Genomic DNA, 24357 nt, shown 5'->3' with positions numbered 1-24357 from the left:
AAAGCCTATTGTTAGCTTCTCTTTTTAGGGATGTTTAACGGTAGGCTTTTTTGTTTTTTGAAACGTATACAAGGCAGAATAGAACAATTGAAGTCAGGTTGTTAAATTCGTCTATAAATTGAGAGATGTGGCAATATCGTTACAAATACTTACTATAATGATGGTCAGTACGTGTTATGGTGTCTATTCATCAATTTTGTAAATAAGTAGTAGGGGTTACAAGGAGTTATCTATGAATGTGAATCATACAATGAGTCCAGTTCGTAAAGCCGTTTTAGGGCTTTTAGCGCCAATGATTTACACATCAAGTGTTATGGCGACAGAAAACTCGGTCGAAGTTTCTCCTGACGCGACTGTGACACCTTATATTGTTAATGGCAGCGACGCTTCAGTCACGGAATTTCCTTCGATGGCAAGCTTGTTCATTGATCGTATTGATTATGACGGTGTTTACTCAACAGGCCCTTACTGTGGTGCAACAATTTTAGATCCAACGCATATTCTAACCGCAGCGCATTGTATATACGGTAATGAAGAAGGGCAGTTGTTTACTGTTGTCGTCCCTCAAATTGAAAATACTTCTCAGTTTCCCAACGGTAACATCCAAAAAGCTCGTGTATCTGAGGTTTACTATCGCAGCGATTATTCAAATGCGTTGAGCGACCTATTACGCAATGACGTTGCAATACTTAAGTTAGAAAGCGCACTGAATATCGACTCAATCAATGATGTTGTAAAGCGTCCTAGTTCGGATGGTTATCGCAGTTCTTCTGAGGCGTTTACCGCTGTGGGCCATGGTGATACACGCACTGGTTTCGACGGAACCACTTTGCTACAAAAAGCAAACCTCAATTATGTAGACAATGCGACTTGTAAAACGGTATTTGCTGCTGGCAATGAGTTAACAGAGAATCAAATTTGTTTCGTTGGAGATGTGGCTACTTCTGGCTTGTACGGTGGCACTTGTCAAGGTGACTCTGGAGGTCCTGTCTACTGGAAGGATGGTTCGGTTTACAGACAAGTAGGGATTACCAGCTTTGGTCCTGAAACGTGTGGTGGCAGCTCAAGAGTAACTTCGGTATTCACTGAAATCTATGACTACAGAGATTGGATTACAGATGTAACTGGTGGTGTGATAGATAGTTCTGAAACCGTTCAAATTTCAGCAACAGAAGCTAAGCGAACGGCTTATGTGAATGCACGGACTTCATCTGGTTCAGGCGGCAGTGGAGGCAGTTTGTCGTTTGGCGTGCTAGGCGCGTTGATGTTACTCGGTAGGTTTAGAAGAGCGATGTCTTGTTAGATACCCACGTCTTCATGTTAGCTAAACAAACGGCCAGTCATTCAACTATGACTGGCCGTTTTTGTTTTGTTTGTTTAAGCCGTTCAGAGGATTAGGCACAGAATTCAGTAGACGCTTTTCTAATGTACCTTTCGACAATCACATCCATCTCTTTAACTGCGTCGTTGATGCTTTGAATACCGCCTTGTGCGACACCTTTTTCATTTTGGTTCAGAGCAGAAAAGGCCTGCTTCAATTCTTTCTCTTCCAACATACTTCCGTGCAGCATCACTTCTTTGTAAGTGAGTAGCCTATGCTGCACTGCAATAATTTCGGAGCGGGCATTGTCCGTTTCTAATGCGTGCTTAATGCAAGGAAATGCCAATTTATAACGATTCGCAATTTCCAATATGACGTCTTTCTTATTCGCAATTTGCAATTTTTCTAATTTCCCAACACTTGAATACTCAAGTTACCTAGCCTGTACGTTCACAACTGATATCAGTGTGAAGGTTTATGAAACGTAACGGTTTTATCAAGCGAATAATATGCCTTTGATGGCTTATGTAAACCATCACAAGTCAATATGGTCTGCTTCTTGCTGAATTTAGGACATAACTGTCTTTTGAGGATGAGCTTATGTCGCAAGAACCCATAATATTGGCGCTGATTGAGCGTAGGAAACAAGCCAACTTGTCTCAAGAAAAGTTGGCCTCGAGTGCAGGAATGAGCTTAAAAACCTATCAAAGGATTGAACGCGGAGAGGCGGACATCAAGATGTCTCAGTATCGTTCAATCACTAGAACCTTAAAAGTGACGGATTTGGATGTGGTTCTTGATATTGTTGGCGCATCACAAGTAACAGCGGAAGATGTAGCTGCGGTCAGTCGTCTGCTGACCAGCGAAGAGCGCCTGTTGTTGATCAAGCTGATTTTGTCGGTCAAAAAGAAGCAGTAGTCTTTCTTTCAAATAAACAGCGTAATAGATCGATTCGTTAGTCAAATTGACAGATACTTCTAGGGTAATGTGTTCTCTGAGGGCATGAAGCCATCAGCTCACTCTTCCACGCAGCTGTTTGGTGGTGCTTCTTTGTTTTTTGCTTTCTAAACGTCTTTTCTGAGAGCCACGCGTCGGCTTAGTTGCTCGTCTTACTTTTTGAACCTTTGTCGCTTCCAAGATCAATTCTTTCAAGCGCACTAAAGCATCATCTCGGTTTTGTTCCTGAGTTCTATACTGTTGCGCTTTAATGATAATCACACCGTCTTTGGTGATGCGGCTATCTTTGTGTGCGAGGAGCTTTTCTTTATAGAAGTCAGGTAGGGTAGAGTGCTTGATATCAAAACGTAAATGTATCGCGCTCGATACTTTATTGACGTTCTGACCGCCGGCTCCTTGTGCTCTGATCGCTGTTAACTGAAGTTCCCAGTCTTGAATCGAAACAGAATTAGATATTTGTAACATAAACATCCATTTTGAACGGTAATATGGCGCCATGATACTGAATATTGGTTATGGTATCAGTAACTTTATTAAAGAGTGGTAGTAGTGATGAAAATAGATTTAACGGCATATGAAGGATTAATCTTTGATATGGACGGTACGTTGATCGATACAATGCCTGCACATGTAAAGGCGTGGCAGCAAACGGCTGAAGAGTTTGGTTTTCATTTTGAAGCGTCTTGGCTACATAGTTTAGGTGGCATGCCGAGTTATAAGATAGCCGGTGAGGTGAACAGCAAATACGGTTTATCGCTCGACCCACAAGCGGTTTCTACGTTTAAAATGGCGTCGTTTGCGGCTATTGAAGACAAAGGAGACGTTATCCCTTGTACTCACTCTCTGTTGTTAGAGCATCTGGGTAACAAGAAGATTGCAGTAGGAACGGGCAGTCAACGTAAAAGTGCCGAACAGTTGTTGGACAAAACAGATATTTTGAGCAAGCTGGATATCCTAGTGACAGCAACAGATGTGAAGAATCACAAACCAAATCCGGATACCTTCTTAGATGCGTGTTTTGGTATGGGATTACAGCCAAAGCAGTGTGTTGTGTTTGAAGATACGAACTTAGGTAAGCAGGCTGCTCATGCTGCGAACATGGATTGTATTCTGGTGGTAGAAGGGAAAAAGTTAGAGTTCTATCCAGCACCAAGCTGATTGAAAGGATTGGGTTGTTAAACCGCCAAACTGATAGCCTAGCGGAACAATACTGATTTTCTGTTAGGCGATTTCGCTCATTTCGCTGTCTAGGAACAGGCAAACACTGTTTCGACCTGCGGCTTTGGCTTCATAGAGTGCTAAATCCGCACACTTGTAGTTGAGAGTAGGGTCGTTGGTCAGGTTGGTGATTCCGCCACTGACCGTCACCACGTTGTCGAGCTCAATATTGACTGCGATTCTCAATCTGTTAAGCACATATTCAGCTTCTTCAGTTGTGGTATGAGGCAGAATAACGCCAAATTCTTCACCACCAATGCGAGCCACAAAATCAGTTTCTCGACACTCACGTTGTAATACCTCAGCAACGGTTTGAATGACGCGATCACCATAATCGTGACCAAATCTGTCGTTAATGCGTTTGAAATAGTCTATGTCCAAGATCGCTAAGCAAGAGTGTTCGCGAGTAGGGTATCGATTCACACGAGAGCACTCATCTCTCAGCTCAAGATCGAACTTACGGCGGTTCCAACACCCAGCTAAGGCATCTTTTTCGCTCAGGTTTCTCAGTTTGTTTTCTAGCTCTTTGTGTTTACTGATATCCACAAATGAAGCGACATAAAACTGAATCACGTCTTTCGAGTCTTTAATGGTTTGGATTCGCAATATTTCCGTGATCAAAGATCCGTCTTTACGGCGATTGACCACTTCGCCTTCCCATACCCCAGTCTTAGTGATTATGCTCCACATCTTGATGTAGAACTCTTCGTTGTAGCGACCAGAGGCAAACATGGATGGTTGGCGGCCTTTTACGTCTTCTAACTCGTAGCCACTAACACGGGTGAATTCTTGGTTTACCTTGATGATACGGTTGTTTCTGTCGGTAATCACTAAGGCAGACATACCATTCATCGCGGCTTTAGCCAGTTGACTATCGATACTGTTCTTCTTGTGGTTACTGTTCCACAATACAAAGCCAGCGGAGATCATCGAAATCAAGAAAGACAAGGTGATGATCTGAACGACAATCGCTTGTTTTTCTTGTCGGTATTGACTGCTGAAATGCTGATTCTCAATGTGAAGAACCATGTAAATAGGGCCTGCAAACTGCTTTATCTTTGGGCTGATGTCCGAGTGGAAATACCAGTTCTTACCATCGAAATAGCTAGACGAAGAGTTGTCTTGAATGTCTTTCCAAAGCTCTGGGTATAGCTTTGCGTATGTCTTGTCTGAACGTGATTCAATCACATGCCCAAATGATTCAGCTGGGTCAGGGCCCATGATGACATGACCAGTTTTGTTTAGAATGACCGGGACTGCATCTGAGTCTCCAATTTGGTAATGAAGGCGGTTGTAAATCTCTAGCATGTTTAGATTTGCAATGAAGTAACCAATAATTCGATTCCCTTCAGCGACTGGTGTCATAATGCGAAGCGCCGGCGTTAACGGGTGGATGATTTCTCCATTTTCCATTTCTAGGTCAATGCCTCTGGATCTGACATCGCCAATCTCTAATTTCTGAAGCATCTGGTAGTAATCTCGAGAAGATTTGTTCTGCAGTTCGTTCTCGGGGACGACAGTGGCTCGACCGTCTTTGTAGTTAACGCGGAACACTTCGTTGCCGGCTAGATCGAGATAACGAAGCTGGGAATAGTATTTTTGGCCACGAGCTAACATCACCCAAAGATCTTGCAGGGTTTCTTTATGGATAATAGAAGGTTCTCGAATCGCTCGGAGTAGTGTTTGAGAGTCGGCGATTGACGGAACAGAGTTAGAGATTTGCTCAACAATAACAGCGAGTTCATGAAAGCTGTATTCGATCTGGTTCTGGCTGGACTGTTGGATATTTAGCGTGTGCTGAGCTTCAACCCTGTCAAATTCAGAGTTAATGTAGAGGGCAGGGACTAGTCCTAGGGCAAAGATGGTACATAGAAATTGGCTGACTAGTTTTTTTATACTTGTATTCATCACTGTCCTCAAAGAATCAGCGCAATACTATATATTTTATAGGGTTTTTAATGTGATCTTGACCCAGAAGTTAAGGCAAGATTCGCATATAACTACGATTTAAGTGCAACTTTTTGCATTTAAGCTTGATTGTTGAGCAATCACTTCGTTAGTAAATGATTGCTCAATATAGAACACTGCTCCGAAACCTAAGCTAAATTAATCGCGATTAATTGCCGATTATCTAACTAAGGGCAGCTAGCTTAGGCCGACGATATTTCCATTACTATCAATATCTAACGACATGAACGCCGGTTTGTCAGGCAAGCCTGGCATGGTCATTACATTGCCGCACAACGCGTAAATAAAGCCAGCACCAGCACACAATTTTAGTTCTCTAACAGGCACGTCAAATTGGGTTGGTGCACCTTTTACGTGTGCTTCTGTCGAGATCGATAGTGGTGTTTTTGCCAAACAAACTGATAGGTCGCTATAGCCATGCAGTTTGAATTCAGCCAGTTGTTTTTTAGCCAGTGGAGATAGCGAAATACTTGCCGCGCCATAACCAACTTCAGCAACTGCCATCAGCTTTTCTTCTAGGCTTTGCTCTGAGTGATACAAAGGCTTAAATTCACTCTGTTTTTGGCAAGCTTTGACTACAGCGTGAGCCAGTTGAGTCGCGCCTTCGCCACCTTGACCAAATGCTTCGCTTACTTCAACGTTAACGCTTGAGTCGAAGTCGGTGATCATCTGTTTCAAAGCATCGAGCTCTTGAGCTGAGTCTTGTGGGAATCGGTTAATCGCAACAACTGTAGGCACTTGGTATTGCTTAACGTTGTTGATGTGCCATTTTAGGTTCTCAAAGCCTGCAATTAGCGCGTCTTGGTCATCATTAAAAATTGAATCTGGTAATGGAGTGCCGGGTCTCAAATCGTATAAACCAGAGTTGGCCTTTAATCCACGTAATGTTGCAACAACCACAGCGCAATCGGGCTTTTTGTTCGACGCTTTTGCTTTTATGTTGCACGCTTTTTCAAAGCCCATATCTGAGCCGAAACCACCTTCGGTCACGACAAAGTCACTCAGTTTTAACGCTATCTTATCGGCAATAATTGAAGAGTTACCATGTGCGATGTTCGCGAAAGGCCCGGCGTGAATTAGGGTAGGAACGCCTTCAAGGGTTTGCATCAATGTTGGTTCAATAGAATCCTTCATGGTTACGGTCATTGCGCCTGCAACGTTGAAGTCATCTGCGGTCAACGGCAAGCCTTGTTTGTTGTAGGCAAGTACCACTCGTCCGATGCGCTTTCTCAAATCTTGAAGGTCATTGGCTAGAGCAAGAATGGCCATTAGCTCTGAAGCAGCTGAGATATCAAATCCATCTTCTCGCTCAAAGCCGTTAATTGTTTTGTCTGCTTCGTTCTTGCCAACCGTGATCATGCGTAGTGCGCGATCATTGTGGTCAAGTACACGTCGCCAAACGATTCTGCTTGGGTCAATATCCAAGGCTTTTAAGCCAGAACGCGCTTCAAACGCCTCTAAGCCTTCCCGTTGTTCATGATACAAACGTGCATCAATGGCGGCAGAGGCGAGGTTGTGAGCGGCCGTAACAGCATGAATATCGCCCGTCAGGTGCAGGTTTAATTGTTCCATAGGGGCAACTTGAGAGTAACCACCACCCGCAGCGCCACCTTTTACACCAAATACCGGACCCATTGAAGGCTGGCGAATGCAGGCCATTGCAGATTGGTTAATCTCTGCGAGGCCTTGTGCTAATCCGATAGTAGTGACGGTTTTGCCTTCACCAAGAGGTGTCGGTGTGATCGCCGTGACTACGACTAATTTACCATCTTGTTGGTTGGCGAGGCGTTCAAGTGACGTGAGAGACACTTTAGATTTGAATTGCCCTAATGGCTGATGTTCGTTGTGGTGCAGGCCAGCTTGCTTGGCAACCTCACTGATGTTTTTAAGGGGAGTAGAGCGACAAATATCAATATCAGACAGCATATTTGATCCTTATATCAGAACCGAAAGGCGGTACGTAAACGTTTGCGTGGCGATAGTACTGTATAAATTTGCCAAGTAAAGGCAAACCACACGAATTATGTGCTGGAAGATAACAGATCTAAAGAGTCATTGCGCGAGATCAAATCTTAAACGAGCAAAATATTCGTTCTGATTACCTTCAGTTGCAATTATATTGGCGTTGAATACAAAAAGGGCTGCATATAGCAGCCCTTCAAGGAATGGGTAATCTCACTTGGCGTTAACCTCTAAGAGGTAACTACCTAATATGGCCGATTAACGATCCCAGTATGTTTCTTCTAAGCTATCTTCGCGTTCAGGTAATGCACGAGAAAGGCGAGGAGAGTGCTGAGTCAACACTTCGTAGCTTACACGGTTTGCGTACTTACAAATTTGAGACAGTGAAGAGTACGTCAGACAAGCGTGCTCGTGTTTCTCTGAGTTTGGTACATTCACGTGGTGGTAGCTGTTTGCTGCCATGTCGTGAAGTAGTGCTGAAAGTGCACCATCGCCAGCGCCATTGGTATTCTTAATCTCAAGTGGGCCGCCTAGGTAAGGGCCAATGTGAGAGTACACTTTTACTGGGTCTTTACAGTCTTGCTTACGCATCGCACGGCTGAATTCGTATTTATTGAACTCAGGGATGTTACCCGGTAACAATGGCAGTGTGGTTTCGCGTTTCGCTGGTTCGTCAGTGTAACCTGCCATGTATAGACCAATAGGACCTGCAGTACATAGAACTAGGTCAACCCACTCAAGTGCCTTGTTAGCAGCCAATAGAGGATCTTTTTCACCCGTTAGCGCTTCACCTTCATCTTCGTTCATCGCGACGATGGTTACGTTTTCTTTCAGGTATTCTTGCCACCATTCAGCGTTGCCTTCGATCACATACTTAGTACCAAGTGTTAGTACAACAGGCACATTGTGCGCTTTCGCGTATTCAATCGCTTTTTGTACCGCTTTTGGCATCGGATCTTCAGGTTTGCCACGCATTAGGTATGACGACACAACCAATGCAGAAGCTTTCTCGAAGACTTTTTCAGGAATGCTTTCTGGAAGAAGTTGGTTCATGTGGCCTTCGTTGATTGCAAACGTACGTTCGCCATCTTCAGAAATCAGCGTGTAACAACGACCAATTGGACCATCAACAGTTTGAAGGTGGTTTAGATTCATACGAGAAGAAGTGCGGCAAAGGTAACGATAACCAAATGAGCCAACTTCAATCTTCTTAGACATTACGCCAAGCAGGACAGATTTGCTGTCCGCAAGTACGGAATAGTTGTGCAGTGTGTTGCCGATAGTATCGCCAGGATATTGATGCGTGATCAAACCGCGCTCAACTAACTCTTCATACAGCGCATCTGCTTTACTTTCTTCCAATACCAGTGAGTGACCTTTACTCAGCTCGTATTTTTCTAGGAACTCGTTGTCAACACGGGCTTCGATATCAACAATCGTTTGGCCAACACCCACAATCGTTGCGCGGTGAAGCTTAGGCGTTTGTTGAATTTGGTTGACCAACGGATCACGTGCGTGAGTTGGAAAGTAGTGCTTAGATTTACGCTGTCCAGGAAACTTCATATGAAAAATACAGTGAAAAAATTTTGCCGCATGATATCACATTTTGTTTCTGTTTCTTTCATTTTTATTACATTTTGAATCACCTGCACAATGTCTGTACAGGTGATTCAACTAACTATATGTTTGAAACTACTCGGTTGGCTGTACTAACGTCGCTGGATCAACGTAAGCCTCTGTACCCCATAGTGGAACAGTTGAAAGGCTGTGTTTGAAGCTACCTTCTGTTTCTTTGGTGGTGTAAGACAAGTAAAGCAGCGACTGATTCTCTGCATCGTAGATACGACGAACCTTCATTGTTTTAAAGAAGATACTTTTCGATTGCTTGAATACCACTTCGCCAGACTTACTCTTGTCTATTTGAGCAATCATTTCTGGTGTAATTTCACCTGTTTGACGACAAGATATAGAGCTATCACTTGGATCAGAAAGGCTAAGGTTTGCTTCGATTGATGCGATATGACAGGTAACACCCGCGATCTTATCGTCATCTAATGAAGACATCTTGATATCCTTCATTGTGAAGAAACCCAGTGAGACGTCGCCAACCTCGTTGTCCGAACAGCCAGCTAACATTGTCACGATACCTGCTGCTATTAAGGCTTTTTTCATAAGAAGTCCTTTTTATTTATATAGTTCTGTTTACTATAAGGATATTGAAAGCTTGGATACGAGTGTAGAGCTTTTCGTTAAGTTCTTAAAGGATGTTGTTGGATAATGAAAAATATGAAGCATTTAAAGTACTTGTTGGCCTTGGTCATGCTCTGTATGCTCTCTGCTTGTAGCTCGGCACCTCAGCCGACCGTATGTCTTCCAAATAACTGCGATATTTGGGGATACTAACCGTAGGTACTAAAAGAATGAATAACGAAATACCTGAAATTGCACACAAGAAAAACCAATGGCTATTTAGTCAGCTCGATATTGCTTACCCCGCAAAAGAGAGCCTCCTCGGCCGTGAACTTTATCAAAGCAAACTTCCATCCAAGACATACCAACTCCTAGCACAAGATCAAACTCCTTCCCAAATTGATGAACTGCATAAAGTCGATTTCCATAAATTGACCGTGCTATTTTCACTCAACCAAGCAAGCGTTTACCAAGATGAAATCGAAAGGGCACACATGCTTGAGTTCTTGAGCCAAATTATGCTTTCTGACGATCATGTATTATATATTGGTACTCAAAACGGTGAAGTTGTGGCGAGCGCTATCGTCACAGAAGCGGATGGTTCCCTATTGATCTCGGATGTCGTTGCTGAAAATGGTCAAAGTATCAACAACTTTGCTAAGCAGTTACACGATTTTTGGGCACAAGATCATGCTTCTTGCGATAAAGTATGGATCGAGAACTAAAGATTCTTTGACAAAGCGTTAATCTAAGTACAATACCCCGTCTTATTTAAAGGGTATTGTATGTACAAGCTATTGATATCAATCGCTGTATTATGTGTTAGCGCTTATTCTTCACTCAGTTTTGCTAACGACTGGGATATTAAACGCATCCTAGTTTTACACTCATACGAACCTTCTTATCAATGGACTGCTGACTTCCAAAAAGGGATAGACAGTGCGTTCAGCCAGTCTCAAACCGAAGTTAAACTCTCAATAGAGTATTTGGATTCAAAGCGTGTCCACAGCCCAGAGTATTACGACTCTCTCGCGAACTACTTACGTGCGAAGTATGCAGGTTATAAATTTGATGGCGTAATTGCGACGGACGATAACGCAGCCAATTTTCTTGAATCTCTGCCTAATTTGATTGATCGCTCCACACCTGTCGTTGCAGCCGGCATCAATGATTTCAGCACCGACATGTACGCGGTGTCTGACAGAGCAACTGTGCTTTACGAGAACGATCAGATAGACGTTAATATTAAGCTGATCTCCAAATTAAGACCTAATCTAAAGAATCTCTATTTTGTAAATGATTATAGTGTCACGTCTGAATTGATTCATAAAGAAATGAACAAAATGATGGCTGAATTTTCAAATATCAATCTCGTAGAAATTCGCGACTTGTCGCTGGAGCATACGAGCCAATTTTTGGAAGGGATCTCTGCGGACGATGCGGTATTGCTCAGTCATTACAACACCGAGTTAAAGCAAGGGGTTTATCACACTTACCAAGAGATTGCGGATACGTTGTCAAAAGCGAGTGCTGCTCCGGTGTTTGCTTTATGGCAGTTCTATATTTCGGGTGATGTACTCGGTGGTTACGTTAATCACTCACAAAGCATGGGTGAACAGGCCGTCGATGCGTTGGATAAATACCTTCCACTTGGTTTTACTACACCGTTAACTCCCGGAGACAACAAACGTTTTGTATTCAATTACCCTGCAATGAAGAGATACGGGATTAGTGGAAACGCGTTACCTGACGAAGCGGTTTTCATTAACGAGCCTTCATCCTTTATTCGCAAAAACTTCCAGTTGTTATTGGGGCTGTCGATGGTGATTGCGGGTTTGAGCCTGATCATCTTGATGCAATTTGTCACTCTGCGCCAAAAGAAAGAGTTGGCGAATAAGAACAAACGAATCTTAAAGCTTCAGAAACAGACCTTGAATATCCAAAAGGATATGATTCATGTTCTCGGAGAGGCAATTGAAACCCGCTCTGGCGAAACTGGTAATCATGTTAAGCGTGTAGCCAAGTTGTCTGCACTGCTTGCTAAGTATCGTGGCTTGAGCCATCGCGAGGTCGAGATGATTGAGATCATCAGCCCAATGCACGATGTGGGTAAGATTTCAGTCCCTGAATCAATCTTGGATAAACCTGGGAAATTAACCGACCAAGAGTGGGAGGTGATGAAGCTTCATACTACGGCTGGCTATAACTTACTAAAGAGCGGAGCGGGTGATATTACCAACCTCGCGGCAATCATTGCTAACGAACATCACGAGCGTTGGGATGGTGCTGGATACCCGAATGGAAAAGTGGGTGATGAAATACACCTGTTTGCTCGTATCACTGCCGTAGCCGATGTGTTTGATGCGCTGCTTAGTGCACGTTGCTACAAAGAACCGTGGCCGTTAGATATGGTGGTCGATTTGTTTGAGCGAGAGTGTGGCTACCAGTTTGATCCTCAGCTAACTAAATTGCTACTGAAACACTTATCCGAGTTTGTCGCTATCCGAGATTCGTACCCCGATACTGGAACTGTAGAATATGCGTCTTCACCTTCGCTTGAAGCTAAGGTCTTAGAAGAGTCGGTTGTTAGCTAATTGTCGCTCTATCTGAGTAGCCTATAAGCCATTTTTTTTATCGATTCACCACGATCCGGCTAGGAAGTAGTGATTTATATTTTCTCCTGAAATTGAGTAGCTTATGTAAACCTCGCAGTATTTGGTTTCGTAGAATCTGGGTTAATTTAATGAAAACTGTTGCTTATGCTGAGCGATAAAGTGATCAACTCCATATTTCGCGAAGAGAAATAAGCCTGTATCTGCAAACTGTTACCTCAATCATCTCGCGCATTGAAAGAACACTATAGGATAAAACTTGGATTCAATCTGAGTGAGATACCTATGCGGTTAGAACAGACTAAATGTGTGATTTTCGATTGTGACGGAACACTTATCGATAGTGAAAAGCTGTGCTGCCAAGCTTTGGTGAACGTTTTCACTGGCTTTGGAGCGGAGCTAAACGTCAACGACTGCTATGCGCACTTTCAAGGCGGGAAGCTAGCCGACATCTTAATGGATACACAAGAACGTCTTGGGTTATCTATCTCGATTGATACACTTGAGCCGTTATATCGCAATGAATTACAAGCACTGTTCCAGCGTCATTTAAAACCGATGGATGGCGCTATCGAACTTATTGAATTCCTCAAACAACAAGACATCGAGTTTTGTATTGCTTCCAATGCACCGAAATCTAGGGTTGAATCTTCATTGGCGATGACAGGCATGCTAGACGACTTCAAAGGCAAAGTGTTCTCAGCTTTTGATGCTAACAGCTGGAAGCCAGAGCCTGATCTAATCATGTACACGGCCATGAACATGGGCTTTCTGCCAAATGAGTGCATCTACGTGGATGATACGTTGAAAGGGATTGAGGCTGGTGTTCGCGCGGGTATCCAATCGTTTCGATTACGCCCGAGTATTGATGAAGCAATCGTAGATCCCGAAGCCGACTCAGCAGAACTCGCGGCTCAGGATATCTACAGTTTAGAAGAAATTTCAGTTTGGATTAATGGCAAGCACTGCTCAAATGGTGGTATATCGAATTCTGCAGCTTTGGTGGGGTAGAGCTTAGTTGAAGGCTGACTACCTTACTAAATTGTTTGGTGTGGAAACCGCAAGATGCACAAGTAAACTTTTCTCCACTTTCTGAAAGCAGATACTCGTCGTGTTGGCATAAAGGGCATGCAATGTCGTCGGTGTTTGGTGTTTCTGTTTTATTCATTATGTGTCACCTGCAGCAAGGGGGTAAGCGAAAAAAGACCCGTTCAATTAGATTACTCCTAAGCTCGAATATTAGACAGTTCTGACACTTCTTAATCTCTCCTTTGCGACTTGCTTCATGGTAATTGATAATGTCATCGTTATTGACCATGGTTCTTGTAATGTTATTAAACAAAAGCCAAAAAGAAAGGACCCATTACGAGTCCTCATTAGTTTGTTTTCAATTCACGCCGCTAGTTCACCAGTTGATCCTTAAGTTCGGTAGCGTGCCAATGTCTGAGATAGAGAAACCGACGCTTCTGTTAGCCTAGATACGCCATTTGAAGAATTCTGAGCCACGTCTTTAATCACATCGGATTGGCTTCGAATATCGTTAAGCTCTGCTGCAATCGTATTGGCAACGTTACTTTGCTCATCGGCTGATGTTGCGATTTGGATACTCATGTCCATTAGTGCTTGAGCTGAATCTGCAATCGAGTTTACGTCGTGACCAATGTTTGAAATCAACTGGCTACTGGTTTGCGCTTGGTCAACCGTCTGTTCGGTGATCTTCGCGATATTTTGGCTCTCTTGCTGTAAGCGTTCAATCATCGCTTGGATTTCTACAGTAGCCGACTGAGTGCGGCTTGCCAGTGTTCTTACTTCATCAGCAACAACAGCGAAACCTCGGCCTTGCTCGCCCGCACGAGCGGCTTCAATCGCGGCATTTAAAGCAAGTAAGTTAGTTTGCTCTGAAATAGCATTGATCGTCGTGATGACCTCGTTAATTTGGCTCGTATTCACATTCAAGCTAGTAACAGAAGATGAGGTTTGCTCAATCAAAGAAGAAAGGGTGGTGATTTCCGAGATTGCCTGTTGAACCTTCGCGTGGCTATCGTTGATTTGCTGCGCGTCTTGTTCTGTTTGTTCAGTTGAGCGTGCAGAGATGTTAGAGACTTCATTTGCCGAAGCTGTCATCTGATCCATTGCTGTCGCTACAGAGTCTAGAGAGGCATTTTGGCTCATGATTTGTGTTTCGCTGCGCTTCATCTCAGTTTCGAAAGAAGCCGATGTTTCGCTTAGCGTTGCTGCACTGTGGTTTACGTTGTTGACTAACTCACTAAGCGTGTCCATTGAACGGTCAAGCGCACAACCAATCGTGCCGAACTCATCACGGCCAGGGTGGAAGCCAAGGCGTGATGTTAAGTCACCATCACCAATCTTTTGAGTCGTTGAATAAAGAACCCAAAGTGCGCCGCCTAGGAAAGTCGCTACCCAGTAACAGAAAAGACCAAAAGGCACACACCACAAGAAGCTCAGTAATAAAGTGTACAGTGCTTGCTGCTTTTGATTCTGTATATCGTTAGTTGAAACGGTAAGTGAGTAGTAGTTGCCATCTTGTGCGAGTGCTGTGGCAGTCACAGAACCATTATTTGAAATAGTGGTTTGTTGAGCGCGAGTTTGCTGGCTAACAGAGCGAACAGAAGCAGGGGAATCTGATGCTGATAAAATGCCTTGCAGTTGATACTCGACCTGCTGTTTTGCAGTTACGTCAATGTGTTCCATTTTGTTGACGTAGTTCAGTCCAGCTAGGCTTGCCAAAGCGGCAAAAAAGATTAAGAAAATGACCCAAAATTTGTCGTTGATCGACATCTTGATAAACAGTTTGTCTATCGTTCGAAATTGTACTTCTTTCATAAAAACTCCACGGTAAATCCTTTACCGTGGACTCTAAATAACCGACCTCAATAAAAATGTGACTTCAATCTACTAATTGTGAAAATTAATGATAGTGACATGTTATTTGTGAGATCTGGATCAAGTAAATTAGTTCTGTATAGGTTTATTAGCCCAAAGAAGGCAGTAACCCTACTGAAATAAGAACTTGAATGGCAATGATAAATACGCCAACGCTACCTGCTAAAAACAACGCTTTGCTACCGCCTAACACTTGGTAACTGGCTTCTGCAGATTGAGGTTTGACAGAGAAATCAGTGTAACGAACCTTGTAGACCATCACTGTTGGTAACAGAATCGCGAGCACTGAAAGTGCAATGGCTGCGTAGCCTAAAGCCATGATGAAGCCTTGTGGGTAAAATAAGGCAAAACCCAGTGGCGGTAAGAAGGTGATAGCAGCTGTCTTAACACGTTTTGCGTTACCTAGTTTCTTGCTCAGTGAGTCGCCCATGAATTCAAATAAGCCCAAGCTCACACCAATAAAAGATGTCAGCAGTGCAAGGTCTGCAAACACACCGACGATCACGCTTAGGTTGGATTGATGAACCGTTTGCGATAGCGAGACTAATAGCGCGCCCAAGCTTGTGTCAGACAACAACTGCTCTTGGCTAATCACGCCCAAAGTAACACTTTGCCAGAAAACGTAGATAACCAGAGGCAGTGCCGAGCCAATAATCATTACCTTACGTAAAGAACGAACGTCACCATCTAGGTATCGAACAATTGATGGGATGCTGCCGTGGAAACCAAAAGAGGTAAACACAACCGGAATAGCCGCAACAATCAGGCCTTGCTGTAAAGGCATGCTCATTAAGTATTGAGAGGTAATGTTTGGCGCTAGGAAGCTGAGTACCAAAACCATCGCGATAAGCTTTAAGCCAAACAAAACGCGGTTAACTTTATCAACACTGTGTGTACCAATCGTAACAACGCCGGCAACTAATAGGGTAAATAGAAGCGTGGTGATTTGAGCATTAAGTTCGATACCCGCGATATCCGAAATTCGTTGGTTAAATTGCGCACCGCCGCCAGCTATGTATGCCGCACACAGAGCGTAGAAAAGAAACATCACCGCGAAGCTCGCAATCCACTTTCCTTTTGTCCCCAAAATGGTATGAGCTAACGTGTGTAGGGTAGCGTCAGATTCTGCGAATTGGTGAAGCTCTACCATTAATAGCGCAGTAAAAGCCATTAACGCCCATAAACCCAGCATCAAGAAAAGTGAAGTTGAAAAGCCAATACCTGCAGAAGCAAGTGGAAGAGCGAGCATGCCAGCACCAATGGTTGTGCCTGCAATGATCAAAGTACTACCAAAAACCTTTGATTTATTCATTGTATATAATTCTTTACGTTAGGGTGTGTTTTCATTGTAATTCTTCTAGCTTAAGCGCATAAACCCAAAGAATATCTCGATTTTGAAGTATTCTGATTGAATTTAATTCCAAATGCAATTCTTATTGTAATTAAAAACATCCACTGTAAATTAATATTTACACAAAGGGCGTGTCAGCATTCAAATGAGCAAAGCAAACGTTTGACCATGATCGGTTTCAAAATTTATAGAGTAATTTGTTGTACTTGGTGTAAGGTGGCAGTACATATGTCGTTCGCGTATACCCCTTTAACGCAAAAAAGCGTTAATGATCGCGAGTAGCTTTAAGCTATGAATATGGAATGGGTAGAGTAGAGTGCGTTCATCAAAGTGACATAATATAAGTCCAAGATGGTGCACTAGTTAATCGGACATCATGTCCACATCAAGGAATAGAGGGGGCACAATGAGTGACCAATCTTATAATGACGAAAGTCTAGAGTTGTTAGATGCTATGGAAATTGGCATTGATTTGTCTGACTATGAGCAGACAGTGAAACAGTTAGCAGAAGAGCTTTTCAAGTCTTCGAACTAAGCTTTTAAGATCTTTAATTCAGTTTCAACTGAAACGTTTTAAAGCTAAAAGTTTTCTTAGCTAAAGCTTCTCAAAGCAAACAATTCTAAACTGAGCAAATCGTATTCGCTCACACGTCATACCAAAACTATCCTCATTAAAGTTCGCGAAGATAAACGAGTACGTTTACCATGTTACTTAGTTCTCGATACTTTAATGAGGTTCAATGAACTTTCTCGCACACCTTCACATCGCCAAGCACTGTAACAGCAACTTAGCAGGTAACCTGTTAGGTGATTTTGTTAAAGGCGACCCTAATAAACACTATTCTGATTCCCTTTCTGACGGTATTAGGCTTCATCGATTTGTTGATAGCTATACTGATCGTCATGATGTATCTCGTTCTGCAAAATCACTTTTCTCAGACCAAACACGACGCTTTGCGCCTATCGCACTCGATGTATTTTGGGATCACTGCTTAGCCAATCATTGGGATCAGTTTTCACAGCAGACATTAGAGCGTTTTTGTTTAGATAGCCATGAGCAGATCTTTGAACATCAAGAGCCACACTGGCCTGAAAATTTCGTTATGGTTCATCAGAAAATGGCTGAGCATAGATGGTTAGAGAGCTATCAAGACATGTCATCTATAGAGGTGGTGTTGCAGCGAATGGCGTTGAGAAGGCCTAAGCTCGGTATGCTCGAGGCATGTTACGATGACCTCGAACGTCACTATGATACGTTGCAGTGTCACTTTAATGAGCTTTATCCCAACGTTTTAGAGGAAGCTAAGCAGTTTAATGCGCTTCAAATGAAGAAAAATCAAAAGGAAAGGTAAACAGCGTAATGTAGGTTTGCTACAATCCGCGCCTATTTAATCTTTGAGCATCTTACTATGTCTGAATCTACCAAATCTTTTAATCAATTAGGATTGTCTGATCATCTACTTGCTACGCTAGAAGAGCTGAACTTCACGGCTCCAACCAGTGTTCAAGAACAAGCGATTCCTTTGGTTTTAGAGGGCAAAGATGTACTGGCTGGTGCTCAAACGGGGACAGGTAAAACGGCGGCTTTTGGCTTGCCAATTATTCAAAGATTACTTGCTACTAAAGATAATGTAATTCCAAATCCTAAACTGGTTCGAGCTTTGGTTTTAGTGCCAACCCGTGAGCTTGCGCAACAGGTGTTTGATAACGTAACCAGTTATGCAAAAGGTACCGATCTTAAAGTGGTCGTAGCTTACGGTGGTGTAAGTATGAAGGTGCAAACTGATAACTTACGCGGTGGCGCAGATATTCTTGTCGCGACGCCTGGTCGTCTTATTGATCACATGTTCACTAGAAACATCATGTTGAGCCAAACGGAAGTACTGGTACTGGATGAAGCTGACCGTATGTTAGATATGGGCTTCATGCCTGACATTAAGCGTATTCTTTCTCGCATGAACGAAGTGCGTCAAACTCTGTTCTTCTCTGCAACGTTTGATAACAAAATCAAAGCGATTGCACACCGTATGATGCAGAAGCCAAGTGAAATCCAAGTTACTCCAAAAAACAGCACCGCTGAAACCGTAACACAGATGGTTTACCCGGTAGATAAGTCGCGTAAAAGTGAGCTATTAGCGTATTTGATTGGTTCAAAAAACTGGCAACAAGTGTTGGTGTTCACAAAGACTAAGCAGGGCACTGATGCTCTCGTTAAAGAGCTTAAGTTAGACGGCATTAAAGCGGCATCAATCAATGGCGATAAGAGCCAAGGTGCGCGTCAAAAAGCCCTAGACGATTTTAAGTCAGGCAGAGTTCGTGCGTTGATCGCAACCGACGTGGCAGCTCGTGGTATTGATATTCAGCAGCTAGAACAAGTTGTGAACTATGACATGCCATTTAAAGCAGAAGATTATGTTCACCGCATCGGACGTACTGGCCGTGCGGGTAACAGCGGCTTAGCGATCTCTTTGATGAGTCAGGATGAAGCTTACCTATTGGGTGACATTGAGCGATTACTTGATACGCGCTTGCCTCAAGAGTGGCTAGAGGGCTTTGAACCAAGCCTTGAAAAAGATCTAGCGCCCGATCGTGGTGGTCGCAGCAAGAGCCGTTCATCAGAAAAACGTAAGATGAAAGCGAAGCTTAAGATTCACCAAAACCGCGGTAAAGCACGTCGTTAACAAGCTGGACAAAGCTCCAGTTTAAAGATCTATACATATAAAAATGCGCCGTTACAGTGACTTCTGTAACGGCGCGTTTTTGTATCTTATAAGCTCATCATGGGTATGAACCCGATTAAGCTTTATGTTCCTGGTTACATTTCCATTCACATGGCACTTCATAAATCAGCTCTTCAATCGAGGTTGGGTTTAGAACCCACTCTTCATCAATATTGAACTTGCTGACCATCTGCGTGTTGAAAAGCTGCCAATGCTTAAGTAGAACATCTTCAGGAGAGGTGACCATATCGCCTTCATTCCAAGTGCTTTCCATAAAGGGAGTGAGGCATACAGCGCCGTTTGCGTACATGATCATTTGCCATTTAACTTCGTAAATGTTGATCATTTTGTCTGGGTTAGCTGCATTGTACTCAGCGGCAAGCCCGTTAATCTCTTTTTCAACATCGCCGACATTGTCGATGAAGTAATCAACTAGGTTGTCTTCTTGGCGAACAGAGTCTGAAATAAGCTGCATTGGCCTACGTGAGTGAATCATGTTGGTGAACAGACGCATGCTAAACAGGTAGATAGCGATATTTGGCGCAACATCTTTGGGCAGCTCTTCCATAATCTTACTGATGTAAGACTGAAAATAATCGTGTAAACAATCACTTATTGCATGCCAAATCTTTTCTTTGCTACCAAAGTGGTGGCGGATAAGGCTATGCGAGACGCCTGCCTTTTCACTGATGTTTCGCAGTGATACACGATCGTAGCCAAAGTCACAGAACATGTCTGCGGCAACGCTCATGATCAAAAAACGCGTCTCTTCGGCGTCTTTTGCACTTCTTCTACCTTGCTTCTTTTCGGTCATCTTCATTTCACATAATTACCTGATTACAACATTCTACACTGTTTTTACAGAAATAAAAAATACTGCACAAGTGGAAAGTAAAGCTTGAGAATTATTTAATATTAAATATACTGCCCACCTGTGTAATAAATCATAATAATTAAACGGAGAGGCATCATGCAGTTCAATTTGTCGATCAATGCCATATCGAGCAAGCGCATGGGAGCTGTTATTGCAGCACTATTGCTCGCAGGCTCTCTAACTGGATGTGACAAAGTTCAGTCAGAGGAAAATGTGCAGGTAATCAAGCCAGTCAAGCTGTTCGAAATCCCACAACAGACTGATATTGATCTCGATAGCTTCATTGCAAAGGTTGATGCAACCGACCGTGCGGCACTTTCTTTCCAAGTGGGTGGAGATATAGAAACCTTCGATGTTCGTATGGGACAAGAAGTGAAGAAAGGTCAGGTGTTAGCCGTATTAGACGCGACGGATTACCGTATTGCCGTTGACGCAGCCCAAGCTAAATTTGATCTGGCGAACAGCCAATACAAACAAGCTTCTGAGTTGTATGCGAAAAAACTGGTCAGTACCGATTACTACGACCAAGCCGTAAACACCTTTACTGCCGCTGAAGTTGAGTTGGACCAAGCAAAAACAAACCTTGGCTACACTACCTTAGTTGCTCCATTCGATGGCGTGGTATCGATGGTGTTTGGAAAGCAATATCAATTGATCGCAGAAAAGCAGCCTGTACTGAATATTTTGAATCACAGTGAAATGGATGTGACGTTTTCAATTCCAGTATCAAAGCTTGAAGACCGTTCTATTCAAGACCTAACGAGCTCAAACATGTGGTTTGTGATGGAGAGCCACCGCGGCATTCGTATCCCGACTCGCTTTAAAGAAATCTCAACGCAACCAGATGAAGATACCAACAGCTACCAAGCGGTTGTGTCTATCGAAAAGCCAGAAGGCATCAATCTACTTTCTGGTATGACAGCGCAAGTTGAAGTTCAGAAAAGTAAATCTGACTACGGCATTGGTATTGTGGATTCAGCTTGGTTAAACAAAGACGTAGGCCATGGTGAACTATGGCGTTATAACCCTGACTCTCAACTGATTTCTAAAGTACAAGTCCTTCTTGATGAGCAAGGCAAGGTTATCGACGGATTGTCGTCTGGTGACCTTATCGTTGAAGCGGGTGTGGATGTGTTATCAGACGGACAACAAGTAAAAGCTTGGCTTCGTGAGGGCGGTATTTAATGAACCTTTCAAAATTATCAGTTGTTGTCGCGTCGGTTCTGTTACTTCAAGCCTGTAACAATGAAGCTGTACACCGTGAACAACCACCTTTGTTGGTTTCTACCTTTGAAGTTGGCGCACCGCTTACTAATCAGTTCAGAAGTTTTAATGGACAGGTGATGCCAGCTGAATTGACTCCCTTGGCATTTAAGCTAGCAGGCGAGATTCAACAAGTATTAGTAGAAGCGGGCGACAATGTCGAAAAAGGGCAGTTATTAGCCACCTTAGATAACGCAACGTACGTCCAAGATCTGACTGATGCTCAATCTCAATTCAAACTGGCGAGCAAACAGTTGGCCCGTGGTACTGAGATGTTTGGCAGCGAAATGTTATCGCAATCAGAACACGACCAACTGACGGCTAACTACAAGCTCGCATCGGCGAATTTGGCGGCGGCGAAACGCAAGCTAGGTTACACAGAACTTTTAGCGCCATTCTCAGGAACAGTCTCAACTGTCGATAAGCATTGCTAGCACAACAAAACAGTGTGGTATCGGCAGGCGAGGTGATGCTGAATGGTCAAAGCCTAACGATTAAGCCAAACGGCACATTAAGCACGGTTGAAGAACTAGAAAACCTAATCATTCATGGTCGTGACACTGGCAATCTAATTCGTCTAAAAGACGTTGCTGAAGTGACTCGTGGTATTCAAGAAAAGCCGGGCAATGTATTAACGTACAACGGTAAACCTGCAATCAACTTAGGTATTGCTTTCTCATCAGGCGTAAACGTGGTTGAGATTGGTAAAGCACTGGATGCGGAACTGGATCGCCTAGAAAGCATTAAGCCAGCGGGTGTAGAACTGAATTACTTCTACAACCAAGCGCAAGAAGTAGACAAATCTGTGGCTGACTTCTTAATCAGCCTAGTTGAAGCGGTAGCCATCGTTATCATTGTATTGTTGTTCGCAATGGGCTTACGCAGTGGTTTGATCATCGGTTTGGTTCTTCTATTGACGGTATTCGGTACCTTCATCCTGATGGATTACAACGATGTTGAACTGCACCGCATCTCTCTGGGGGCACTGATCATCGCGCTGGGTATGCTGGTGGATAATGCGATTGTTGTCGTTGAAGGTATTTTGGTGGGCTTGAAGAAAGGCAAAACCAAGCTTCAAGCAGCGAAAGACATCGTCAAGCAAACACAATGGCCACTGTTAGGTGCGACCATTATCGCTATCACAGCGTTTGCACCGATTGGTTTGTCGAAGGATGCGACAGGCGAATTCATGGGTTCACTGTTTTGGGTACTGTGTTTCTCACTGTTTTTGAGTTGGGTAACTGCACTAACACTAACGCCATTCCTTGCCGAGATGTTGCTTAAAGAAGAAGACAAGGTTGATGAGAACGAAGACCCATACAAAGGCATCCTGTTTGTGGTATTCGGTGCGTGTCTGAAAGTAGCACTTCGATTTAGATGGCTTACTGTAGTTAGTAAGGTCGCTCTATTAGCAGTTTCTGTCGTCGGTTTTGGTATGGTGAAGCAGCAGTTCTTCCCGCCATCAAATACCCCAATGTTTTACGTAGACATGTGGATGCCAGAAGGCACCGATGTTCGTGAAACGATCAAGCAGACAGAAAAAGTTGAAAGCTACATTAGCCAGCAAGACGACGTGGAGTTTGTAACGACAACAGTTGGGCAGGGCATGCAACGTTTCGCACTGACTTACCAACCAGAGAAAAGCTACGAAGCGTACGCCCAGTTACAAGTAAGAACCACTGACCGCGACACTATGTTTAAGGCTCTAGCGGCGCTAGACAAAGACTTAGCGAACGAATTTGAGCAACCAACGTTCCAGTTCAAGTTGATTGAGTTTGGTCCGTCACCCGCTTCAAAAATTGAAGCGCGTATTATCGGTGCCGATCCACAAGTACTGCGTAACATTGCAGTTGAAGTCGAAGACATCTTGCTTGCCGATCCAGGCTCTCGAAATGTTCGTCATGACTGGCGTGAACGCACTAAAGAACTTGTACCACTGTTCAACGAATCTAAGGCTCGTCGCCTAGGCATTTCAAAAACTGACTTGTCTGAGACATTACAGATGGCGTTTGGCGGTTACAACATCGGCCTACTGCGTGATGGTACTCATATGTTACCTATCGTGGCGCGTTTACCGGAAGAAGAGCGTTTTAATTTCGAATCGCTAAACAATGTGAAGATTTGGAGCCCATCACTACAAACTTACATCCCAGTTGAGCAAGTGATTGATGGCGTAGAGCTTCAATGGTCTGAGCCACTGATTCAGCGTCGCGACAGAAAACGTACGCTAACAGTATTGGCTGACCACGATGTTCTTGGTGATGAAACGCCAGCGAGTCTGTTTGCTCGTGTGAAACCAAAGGTAGAAGCATTAGATTTACCAGAAGGCTACAGCATTAGCTGGGGTGGTGAGTACGAAAGCTCTAAAGATGCGCAAGAATCTCTGTTTGGTTCACTGCCAATGGGTTATTTGCTGATGTTTATCATCACGATGCTTCTGTTTAACTCGGTTCGTAAGCCGCTTGTGATTTGGTTTACGGTTCCACTCTCTATCATTGGTGTTTCAATTGGTCTGTTAGGTACCAATATGCCATTCAGCTTCACAGCGTTCCTTGGCTTATTGAGTCTAAGCGGCATGATTTTGAAGAACGGCATTGTACTGCTTGACCAGATCAACAGTGAGCTATCAACAGGTAAAGACCCATATTTAGCGGTTGTCGACAGTGCGATTAGTCGTGTACGACCGGTATCTATGGCAGCATTAACGACTATCTTGGGTATGATTCCTTTGGTATTCGATGCATTTTTCGGCTCGATGGCGATTACCATCATGGCAGGCTTAGGCTTTGCTACCGTACTAACGCTAATAGTAGTACCGATGATGTTCGCTATTTTATATAGAATCAAACCGTCCACTGCGGGTTATTAGGGAATGATATAAAACAGATTCTTTTAAGCCAGCCCAGTCAAATTTGACTGGGTTTTTTATGCGTGTTGTCCCGTCCTGAAATGTGTTGACACGTGAGAGCGGTATGAGGGTACGAATAGGCAAGCATTAAAAAATCCGCTACTCAATG

At 43.5% G+C, this 24357-nt stretch carries 19 protein-coding genes and 2 pseudogenes; 12 read left to right on the top strand and 9 right to left on the bottom strand.

Annotated elements, in window-relative coordinates; genetic code table 11:
* Positions 1 to 232: 232 nt before the first annotated feature.
* A complete protein-coding gene (locus tag AB6E51_RS12075) occupies positions 233 to 1303 on the top strand; it encodes a trypsin-like serine protease (protein WP_372058288.1) in 1071 nt (356 codons plus the stop codon).
* 91 nt (positions 1304 to 1394) lie between these two features.
* On the opposite strand, the gene AB6E51_RS12070 is transcribed toward AB6E51_RS12075, so the two are convergent.
* Entirely contained in the window at positions 1395 to 1721 is a 327-nt protein-coding gene (locus AB6E51_RS12070) for a hypothetical protein (RefSeq protein WP_372058289.1), read from the bottom strand.
* 200 nt (positions 1722 to 1921) lie between these two features.
* Here AB6E51_RS12070 and AB6E51_RS12065 point away from each other — a divergent pair, with 200 nt between their 5' ends.
* Complete coding sequence (locus AB6E51_RS12065) at positions 1922 to 2239, top strand: helix-turn-helix transcriptional regulator (protein ID WP_017059843.1); 318 nt, start codon at positions 1922 to 1924, stop codon at positions 2237 to 2239.
* Between the two features lie 93 nt (positions 2240 to 2332).
* Here the strand turns inward: AB6E51_RS12065 and arfB are convergent, their stop codons facing one another.
* Complete coding sequence (gene arfB / locus AB6E51_RS12060) at positions 2333 to 2743, bottom strand: alternative ribosome rescue aminoacyl-tRNA hydrolase ArfB (RefSeq protein ID WP_017059842.1); 411 nt, start codon at positions 2741 to 2743, stop codon at positions 2333 to 2335.
* Between the two features lie 87 nt (positions 2744 to 2830).
* Between arfB and AB6E51_RS12055 the strand changes: the two genes are divergently transcribed.
* Positions 2831 to 3436 (top strand): beta-phosphoglucomutase family hydrolase, encoded by a 606-nt coding sequence (locus AB6E51_RS12055; protein ID WP_102331909.1) that lies wholly within the window; start codon positions 2831 to 2833, stop codon positions 3434 to 3436.
* Positions 3437 to 3499: 63 nt separating this feature from the next.
* Here the strand turns inward: AB6E51_RS12055 and AB6E51_RS12050 are convergent, their stop codons facing one another.
* The 4 genes from AB6E51_RS12050 to AB6E51_RS12035 all read right to left on the bottom strand — a co-directional run bounded on the left by AB6E51_RS12050 (position 3500) and on the right by AB6E51_RS12035 (position 9598).
* On the bottom strand, positions 3500 to 5404 hold the full coding sequence (locus AB6E51_RS12050) for a GGDEF domain-containing protein (RefSeq protein WP_102331910.1): 1905 nt from the start codon (positions 5402 to 5404) through the stop codon (positions 3500 to 3502).
* 237 nt (positions 5405 to 5641) lie between these two features.
* Positions 5642 to 7390 (bottom strand): formate--tetrahydrofolate ligase, encoded by a 1749-nt coding sequence (locus tag AB6E51_RS12045; RefSeq protein WP_017059839.1) that lies wholly within the window; start codon positions 7388 to 7390, stop codon positions 5642 to 5644.
* Positions 7391 to 7684: 294 nt separating this feature from the next.
* Positions 7685 to 8989 (bottom strand): inosine/guanosine kinase, encoded by a 1305-nt coding sequence (locus tag AB6E51_RS12040; protein ID WP_017064646.1) that lies wholly within the window; start codon positions 8987 to 8989, stop codon positions 7685 to 7687.
* A 129-nt stretch (positions 8990 to 9118) separates the two neighbouring features.
* On the bottom strand, positions 9119 to 9598 hold the full coding sequence (locus AB6E51_RS12035; RefSeq protein WP_017064645.1) for a CreA family protein: 480 nt from the start codon (positions 9596 to 9598) through the stop codon (positions 9119 to 9121).
* Positions 9599 to 9846: 248 nt separating this feature from the next.
* Here AB6E51_RS12035 and AB6E51_RS12030 point away from each other — a divergent pair, with 248 nt between their 5' ends.
* The 3 genes from AB6E51_RS12030 (at position 9847) to AB6E51_RS12020 (ending at position 13239) form a co-directional block, all read left to right on the top strand.
* Entirely contained in the window at positions 9847 to 10341 is a 495-nt protein-coding gene (locus AB6E51_RS12030) for a hypothetical protein (protein ID WP_017064644.1), read from the top strand.
* A gap of 60 nt (positions 10342 to 10401) precedes the next feature.
* On the top strand, positions 10402 to 12210 hold the full coding sequence (locus AB6E51_RS12025) for an HD domain-containing phosphohydrolase (protein ID WP_102333464.1): 1809 nt from the start codon (positions 10402 to 10404) through the stop codon (positions 12208 to 12210).
* 303 nt (positions 12211 to 12513) lie between these two features.
* On the top strand, positions 12514 to 13239 hold the full coding sequence (locus AB6E51_RS12020; protein WP_017059834.1) for an HAD-IA family hydrolase: 726 nt from the start codon (positions 12514 to 12516) through the stop codon (positions 13237 to 13239).
* A gap of 408 nt (positions 13240 to 13647) precedes the next feature.
* Here the strand turns inward: AB6E51_RS12020 and AB6E51_RS12015 are convergent, their stop codons facing one another.
* The gene (locus tag AB6E51_RS12015) at positions 13648 to 15072 is read right to left on the bottom strand and encodes a methyl-accepting chemotaxis protein (RefSeq protein WP_017064641.1); all 1425 of its coding nucleotides are present in this window, start codon (positions 15070 to 15072) and stop codon (positions 13648 to 13650) included.
* A gap of 148 nt (positions 15073 to 15220) precedes the next feature.
* Positions 15221 to 16444, bottom strand: a complete 1224-nt coding sequence (locus AB6E51_RS12010) for an aromatic amino acid transport family protein (protein ID WP_017064640.1) — start codon at positions 16442 to 16444, stop codon at positions 15221 to 15223.
* A 445-nt stretch (positions 16445 to 16889) separates the two neighbouring features.
* Between AB6E51_RS12010 and AB6E51_RS12005 the strand changes: the two genes are divergently transcribed.
* From AB6E51_RS12005 to AB6E51_RS11995, 3 genes are all read left to right on the top strand, one after another.
* Entirely contained in the window at positions 16890 to 17018 is a 129-nt protein-coding gene (locus AB6E51_RS12005) for a hypothetical protein (RefSeq protein ID WP_017059831.1), read from the top strand.
* Positions 17019 to 17223: 205 nt separating this feature from the next.
* Positions 17224 to 17835, top strand: coding sequence for an ACP phosphodiesterase (locus tag AB6E51_RS12000; RefSeq protein ID WP_017059830.1), 612 nt, complete (start codon positions 17224 to 17226; stop codon positions 17833 to 17835).
* 57 nt (positions 17836 to 17892) lie between these two features.
* Positions 17893 to 19164 (top strand): DEAD/DEAH box helicase, encoded by a 1272-nt coding sequence (locus AB6E51_RS11995; protein WP_372058290.1) that lies wholly within the window; start codon positions 17893 to 17895, stop codon positions 19162 to 19164.
* 115 nt (positions 19165 to 19279) lie between these two features.
* Here the strand turns inward: AB6E51_RS11995 and AB6E51_RS11990 are convergent, their stop codons facing one another.
* Positions 19280 to 20023, bottom strand: coding sequence for a TetR/AcrR family transcriptional regulator (locus AB6E51_RS11990; RefSeq protein WP_017069888.1), 744 nt, complete (start codon positions 20021 to 20023; stop codon positions 19280 to 19282).
* 150 nt (positions 20024 to 20173) lie between these two features.
* Here AB6E51_RS11990 and AB6E51_RS11985 point away from each other — a divergent pair, with 150 nt between their 5' ends.
* From AB6E51_RS11985 to AB6E51_RS11975, 3 genes and pseudogenes are all read left to right on the top strand, one after another.
* Positions 20174 to 21262: an efflux RND transporter periplasmic adaptor subunit gene (locus AB6E51_RS11985; RefSeq protein ID WP_372058291.1), complete on the top strand. Its 1089-nt coding sequence runs from the start codon at positions 20174 to 20176 to the stop codon at positions 21260 to 21262.
* Positions 21262 to 21765, top strand: a pseudogene (locus AB6E51_RS11980) (efflux RND transporter periplasmic adaptor subunit); the annotation flags it as partial. The gene AB6E51_RS11985 and the pseudogene AB6E51_RS11980, both read left to right, overlap by 1 nt.
* A pseudogene (locus tag AB6E51_RS11975) lies at positions 21765 to 24209 on the top strand (efflux RND transporter permease subunit); the annotation flags it as partial. The pseudogenes AB6E51_RS11980 and AB6E51_RS11975, both read left to right, overlap by 1 nt.
* Positions 24210 to 24357: the final 148 nt, after the last annotated feature.

The organism is Vibrio sp. 10N.247.311.47 (assembly GCF_041467535.1).
GTDB lineage: Bacteria > Pseudomonadota > Gammaproteobacteria > Enterobacterales > Vibrionaceae > Vibrio > Vibrio crassostreae_C.
Note: the sequence above shows the minus strand (reverse complement) of the source record. Positions and strands in the feature narration are given on the sequence as shown.